This window comes from Actinacidiphila sp. bgisy167, from assembly GCF_057707665.1.
On record NZ_JBYIQP010000144.1, the window covers coordinates 1 to 7148 of the forward strand.

1 protein-coding gene is annotated in these 7148 nt (G+C 61.3%); it reads left to right on the plus strand.

The genetic code is table 11. The features are described 5' to 3' along the window. Positions 1-267: 267 nt before the first annotated feature. Positions 268-7008, plus strand: coding sequence for a hypothetical protein (locus AC3ET4_RS29825; protein WP_431954924.1), 6741 nt, complete (start codon positions 268-270; stop codon positions 7006-7008). The last annotated feature ends 140 nt before the right edge of the window (positions 7009-7148 follow it).

Here is a 7148-nt window from a genome sequence, read left to right on the forward strand (position 1 = left end):
GGACATATCGGGCAGCCAGCCGTTTACGACCTCGCCGTCAGCCCTTGGAAGAATCGAGGTCAACCTGGTTGTCCCTCGAGTAGAGTGCGGTGGATTCCTGAGCGCGCCCCTTTTCTGCAGGGGCCCGCCTCGGCATCAACCGTGTGCCCGACCGGTGTCGGCCGGTTCAGGTGCTTTTCCCGTGGCGCTAGTAGCGGATGTGAAGGGATTTCTGTTCTCGTGGGTCCTCGTACTCTTGCCCGGATATGTTTCGAGATGCCCTCGCCCGTGGGGGATGTCCTCACTGGGACCGGTACCCTCGATCCCGCCGATCTCACCGCCTTCATGGCGCACGTCCAGCAAGCGGCCGAGGTCTACCAGGACGTGGTCACCCATCCGCCCCAGGGGATGACGCCGGAACAGGCACTCAGAGCGCTTACCCGGATCCCCTCGCACCGCCTGACCGCCGGCCTCACACGCGACGACCGCGACCGCCTCCTCCACACCGCGCACCGCTCCACCCCCAACACCGCGGACGAACGGCACCTGATAGCCGAGACCGGAACCCAGGTCGCCCACGGAACCGGTCTGGAAATCGACAAGAGCCAGTCGAATGAAATCGAACCGCAGCACGCGGAAGAGCACCACATAGGGGGAGGTGTACACGGTGATAAAAATGCCATCCAGGCCCCTCAAGGGGAGGCTCATTCGAGTGATTTGACTCGCATCCGGTACGCTGAAGCCGCCGCATCATTCGATGCAAGACTTGGCAGGTATCTGATACTGCGACCTCAGGCGCTGCATGCGATACGCGAGGTCGTTCTAACTATCCGAAGCCTTTTCGAAAAGCACGCACCCGACAGACTAACCACCATGGGTCATGACGGAAAGCTGGACGGTTCACCGAGAAGCGGCGACATAGGGACACGCATCGCCGACATCATTGAGGCCAGCACGTCAGGGAATCTCCGCGAGTTGGTTGGCATGCTGTTCTATGTAGCCGCCCAGGGAAGTCTGAAAGGCTTTATCGCTCCTCCCACCTATGACGACTTCCCGTGGCTTCGCACTGAGCGCCAATGGCGCAAGGTGGCTGACCATCGTACGCCTCGCAAGGTGCGGGCCGAAAGCATCTTTCCTCCGCTGAGCCGTCGGGAGATCGCTGCGGCAGGGGGCGTTGACGACGAAGGCACTTATGTCGTCTGGGATCGGGCTTCAGATTTCTCCTCATTGCCTTTCCAGGCCCCGCTGCATCAGGACGCCGAGGCCACAGGAGGACTTGTGGCGAGTGGTTCCTCGGGGTCGATGTTGCTGATCCTGGAGTCGCTGCACCGTCTGCAGGCTGCTACTGGCCGTAGTTTTGATTTTCCCGAGATAAGGCTCGGCTTGATCGGTGCCATGCTAGTTGGGGGGCACCACACCGCACATGAACTCATGCGGTCTGCAGCTCTGTGGCCCCGCGCCAAGCACTATGGCTTCGGCACCTACACCGACGGCTGGAGCCGGTACCGCAACCTCGCGCCGATCACCGAAGAGCAACTACGCCGGCACGTCGCCGAGGATGGACTGTTCCCCGATGAGATCGCCCTGGGTATCCCCTACGTGGGCGTGGCCAATGACAGGGTGGCCGCTAGTGGGATGGATATACTCCACGCTCTAGGCCTTTCTCCTGAACGCTGGGCCGCGGAACTGGAACGCAACGAGCACGGTGTGTCCCTGCCCGCCTGGCAACCCCCGTCACCCAATTCTCCAGCCACGAGGCTCGAGCTGTGGTCCCAATTCACCCAGACCCGGCGCCGCCTGAGAATCACAGTTCAACAAATATCCTTGACGCGACCGTTGGGGATGGACCCCTCGACCGGGCGTGCACATCCCAATGCGGCAGGACACGAGTGGGAACTAGCCGTCGCCGATATGCAATCCACCCTGGCTGAATGGGAGTCCGTCAACCAGCTCATGCATAAAGCGGGCCTCAAACCAAGCACCCTGGCGGAACGCTTCAACCGCTGGAGCAACGCAGAACTCGCGGGCCACAACCGCCCGTCGGCCCAGCCGAACGCCACCGAGCCCTTCATCGGGATGGCCGCCCTCACCTTGAGGGAAAGTGAAGTTGTCTCGGTCCCCCCGATGTTCACCGTGGTGGAGGATGCACACGTAGGCAGCGGCCAAACGGACGAGCGCATGCTTCATGACGATCCTGAGGACGCAGCGCAGCGCGAAAGCGAGTTGTTGGCACAACAGATAGAGAGCGAATTCGGCATCCGCTTGGACTCGGATGCCGGCGTGGCCGCAGTAAAAGAAACGCATCCACAGGCTCCGGAGGCCGAGAAGGCCGAAGTAAAGCCGTTGCCGTGGACAGTCGGAGAATTGAAGTCCCTGTATGCGGCGATGAAGAACTACGCACCCATTCTGGGGTCGCGACGCGCCCATTCGAGTCGCGGCTCCGTCGCGCAGGAGATAACCGTCGTCGGGCATGTGAAAACTGCCTTGCACGAGAATAGGACTTATTTCGATGCGGCAGGCGAATACATACTTTCACGCAACGTCATCAACATATACAGGGCCGCCCATTCTGGTGGGGGTAGTATCGAAGCTGTCGCAACCCATGAACTTGCTCACGGCGTGCTCAGATACGCGCTTCCCGACTTCACCAAGAAGTTCTGGGAGGGAGTAGAAGGCCCATGGAATGAAAACAGCCCTGAGCATGACTTCCAGCAGTCGATCACAAGTTTCCTCCAGGGGTCACCAGAGTTCTTCAGCAAAGCACCGCGGCACGCCCATGCGATCGAAGTGCTGCAGGCGAAGTGGCTAGATGTAATAACGCAGAAACCCGCCGAGTCAGCTTTTGCTGCAGGCCGGCGCGCGGCAGCTGCACTCAAGGAGGAACTCCCCTGGTTCATCGATCAGGTCGGCACGTGGGAATCTGACCGTCCGCGCCTGCGCTTTCCAAAAGAACGGCCAATCACCGCATACGGAGCGACGAACTCTGACGAGGACCTCGCCGAAACCGCTAAATTCTATTTTGGCGATAACGCTTCCCTACGTCAGAACGCTCCGTTGCGCGCCGAGTTCTTCGACCGTCTCATCCACGGGTGGGCCCAGCGGACGGATCGGCTCGCAGCGACCGATCCGAGCGACCACAGCCGCTCTGCAGTCGGCATCCTGGACACGCAAAAGTTTGGAAGCGCACCAGCCGGCACCCAAGTGACGGAAACGCGATTTGTTCTTGTCGACGAGCCCAACGCATCCGAAGTCCCCGCCGCGACCTCGTCCACGGTCACCGGACCGCCGGCCACCACCCACAGCCAGAGCCGGCAGCCGGCGACCCGCTCGGACGACGCCTCCAGCCGTAGTTCTGCACGCACGAGCGAACAACCGGCGGCACCCCGTGCGTTCCTGGACAACCCGCGAGGTCTGACCGACAGGCCCCAGGAGGTCAGCACCACCGGCCCGACCGCGGCCCCCCAAAACGGTTCGGAGCACCTGGAGCATCCCAGTGAGCAGGCCGTGATCCACGGGGTGATGGACTCTCGGATTGGTCTGGCGTATGGCACGGGTGAAGTACGTACAGACCGCTGGCTGCCATTCGGATCCCCGAGTCGGCCGGAGGTTCCGCAGGCGTTCGAGTTCACCACGGCCGAGGACGGTACGCGCAGTGTGAGCAGGCCGCCGGCTTCCGGTGAGCGAACCGATATCGGCTATTCCTGGGCCTGGTACCGCGGAAGTTCTCCGATAAATGATGTCCTGCACCTGACCCGCCGTATCCACCTGCGCACGGACGGAGCATCGCCGGAAGAAGTGCGGCATGTCCAGGACAACCTTCGCGAGGCTCTGGACGATCACGTCAACCGGCACCAGTACCGGTTGCCGGCGTTGCAGCCCGACCAGGTGACCGGGCCTGTGCCGCCCGGTCCGGTGTTGCGGGTGAGCGTTGAGTTCGTCGACGATCCCGAGGCCGCACACAGCGTGGCGACCCTGAGGCCGGGACGTCCGCTCAAGCACGGCGACATGCGTCAGGACGTCTGGTACGTGCAATCGCATCCGGTTGCCCAGGTCCATGAGGTTGTCCACGGCCTGGGCGTGCGTGACGACCAGGCCGATCCACGGGTACTCCTCACTCCCGGCGGCCGAGCCGAGCAGGTCGTGCAGGAGGGGGAGAACAGCCTGATGGGAGTGCTCACCCGTCGGGACAGCGCACGTTTCGTCCTGACGCCGGACCACCGGCAACAGATCGCGGACGTACTCGCCCCCCATCTCCATGTCGGGCAATGGCCCGAACTTCAGGGAACGACACGCGATGCCGGCTCTCTCCCCGTCACGGACCGCGCAGCGGATCATTCCTTGGTCGATTCGGATGACGGCAGTTCAACGGAAGGTCTCGACACCGCTCCCTCCGCCACTGGACTGGAGGTCGAAGACCAGCACATCCTCGTCGGCCCGGAGTTTCCCAAGGGAACTGTGCTGGCTGAGCATCCTCTTACGACAGTGGTGATCGATCATAAGGCGTTCGGCCGAGCTTACGACGGCCGGTTGTACACAACGATGCAGGATGCGTGGAGAGCAACTCCAAAGAACTTCTCTGCGCCCGTTGCGGAGATATACAAGATCGCTGAATTCGTCGTCAAGCCCACCCGGGCCTTGCGTCAGGAAAACCGCGTCCCTTCCGAGATCGCATTGACACAACTGGAGACGTCCCGCAACGCCCTCTTGGAGACCGACAGAAGGGGAGTTCCGATATCCCTGGAAGCTCTCCTCACTTCTGCCGACGGGTGGACTGTCACTTCAGCCGGGCAGAAATTCAAGGTTGCGCCCAGCCCTTCGGGACCTGACCATCCCGCTTATACTCAGTTGACAACCGGTATTGTCTCCAGTGGCCTCACGCTCTTGCAGAAAAAGGTGGGCCAAAGGCTCATGAGCCCAGATCTCGTGACGTACTACGAGATTGCGGAACAATTCGGTCGAAAAGTCGCCATGCTTTATGTGTCTCAACTTCTCGGAGGCTTCCGCGTCAAGCCTGAAGAGATGGACCTTCTGAGGAGCATCCCTGAGATCGACGAGGTATGGGGGCATGCATGGAGCACCTTCCTTCACGTCGGCGCCAATCCAATGACCTCGCGTTTTTTCCGGGGAGGTCTGGTGAAAAGCATGCTGCCAGCAGCATCCCGGACGCCTCTGGGGGTAGCACTCAAATCGCTCAACCCGCGTGTTCAGGAGTTCTTCCGGCAGAACCATGACAACATCAGCCGGTACTTCGAAGCCGTGTTGAAGAGCACCATTGAGGAATATGAAGAGAAAAGGAAACTTCAGCCGAGTAACACCAGTGAACTGCTGCGGGAGGAAACCTGGTCGCGGCTTCCCATCGGCGACTACCTGACGTCAGCGCTCCTGGGGCAGACGTCTCGAGGGACCGAGGTCAGTCAGAGTGAGACCGTTGGGATGGAGGATTACCATGATCTCGACACCAACGGAGACCGCCTCACCCTCCCCCTGCGATTGGTGGAGCTACGAAACTTCGCCTTCGGCAACGCGTACCTTTCCCCCCGGGAGGTCCGGCGCGCCACGACCGAGGTCAACGCCATTTCGCAAGAAAGCTACGATCGGGCACTGAGATTCCCGTCCCTGACCGTGGAACAAGTGCGGGCTCTGGCGAAAAGAATCATCGAAAGTCCGGAAGCCCAAGAATTTTTGGCTATCATAGGAGCGCTTCAGAAATTCGTCCCACCGGGGCAAGGAAGCGCCTCCAAGCCTCTGGTGGACCAGTATGACGGTTTTTATCTCGGCGGGGAACTCGGATCTTTCGCCATCGGGTATCCCGTATCGCGGCCTGTACTTTTGCAGCTGAACGCGCTCGTGGAATCGGCTCATGCGGCTGCGGGCCGACTTTCCGGCAGGCCGCATGAGCAGCTGAGTCACATTGTGGAGCGAGGTCGGGCTGTCCTCGACAAAATTCAGAGGGAATCCGCTGCGCGCGCTGGTGCCGCGATACTGCCTGACCGGGACCGATCTGTAGATGCGGCACCACGTATGCCCGAAGGCTGGGAAATCCTTCCTGCGCAAGCGGAAGGCGACCTTCAGTATAGGGGTAACGACGACGAGATGGACGCGGACGAACCACTCTTCGGCGATCCGGAGGACGAGCAGTATATTCACAAGCAGGATGTCGAACAGCGCGTTGCGGATCTTGGCAATGTCATCGAACAGGATGAGACGACTGTTGAGGCGTACCGGCAGTGGACCGAGGTAGTCGCGTCGGCTGACAACGTGGACAGTGGAAAGACTGAAGTCATTGAGCCTTTTGGCGCTCATGCGCTATCAGCTACTCGGGCCGACGATAGCGTTGCGGATTTTCTCGGCGACCAGGTCGTTCTGGTGGAGGAACTGCCGCTGAACGACCGGTTCGAGGAGGCAGTGCTTCCGCAGGAGGTTCCGGAAGCCACGGTGAAGGCTGTGCCGGAACAGCCTGGCCATGCGGAGAAGTCCTCCCCTCACCGACTCGAGACAGCCACCGGAGATCTCGTCTCCGGGTCCGACCCGCTCCGGTCCCAGGATTCAGGCGAACAGGTCCAGCACGGCAGTCACCTGCGGACCGGAGACACAAGCGGACACGCCGCGCCAAGGCGGTACCAGTGGAAACCGGTCGTGCCCTTCTCCAAGGAGACCGTCGCGATAGCGACGGGCCGCCCCGGGGTGGGGCTCCCGCTAGAGGTGATCCGTTACCCGGCACGGTTCGTCGCGCAGGAGATCGCCGGCATGGACGGGGAGGTGGCGGAAACCCTCCAGGCCACGGACAGCCCGACCTTGGAAGCGGCGGTCACCACCGCGACCCGACGGGCCGCCGAGGCGATCCGGCAGAAAATCGCCCACACGCCAGGCTGGGGCATGGAGAACACCGACATCCTGGTGACCACCCCCGCCGAAGGACTCGTTGTCTGGATGACGATCGCCCAACGACTCGCCAACACCCTCGACCACAGGGTTAAAATCTCCATCGGAAGCGAGAAGGAAAAAACCATAGAAATCTGTCCGCAGTGAGACACGGCAGCTGTAGTTCCGTGTCACAACTGGTCGTGAAGTAGGTGTCGTTGCTGGTGACAGGTTCGGGCGACGGCTTGACCTCGATTCTTCCAAGGGCTGACGGCGAGGTCGTAAACGGCTGGCTGCCCGATATGTCT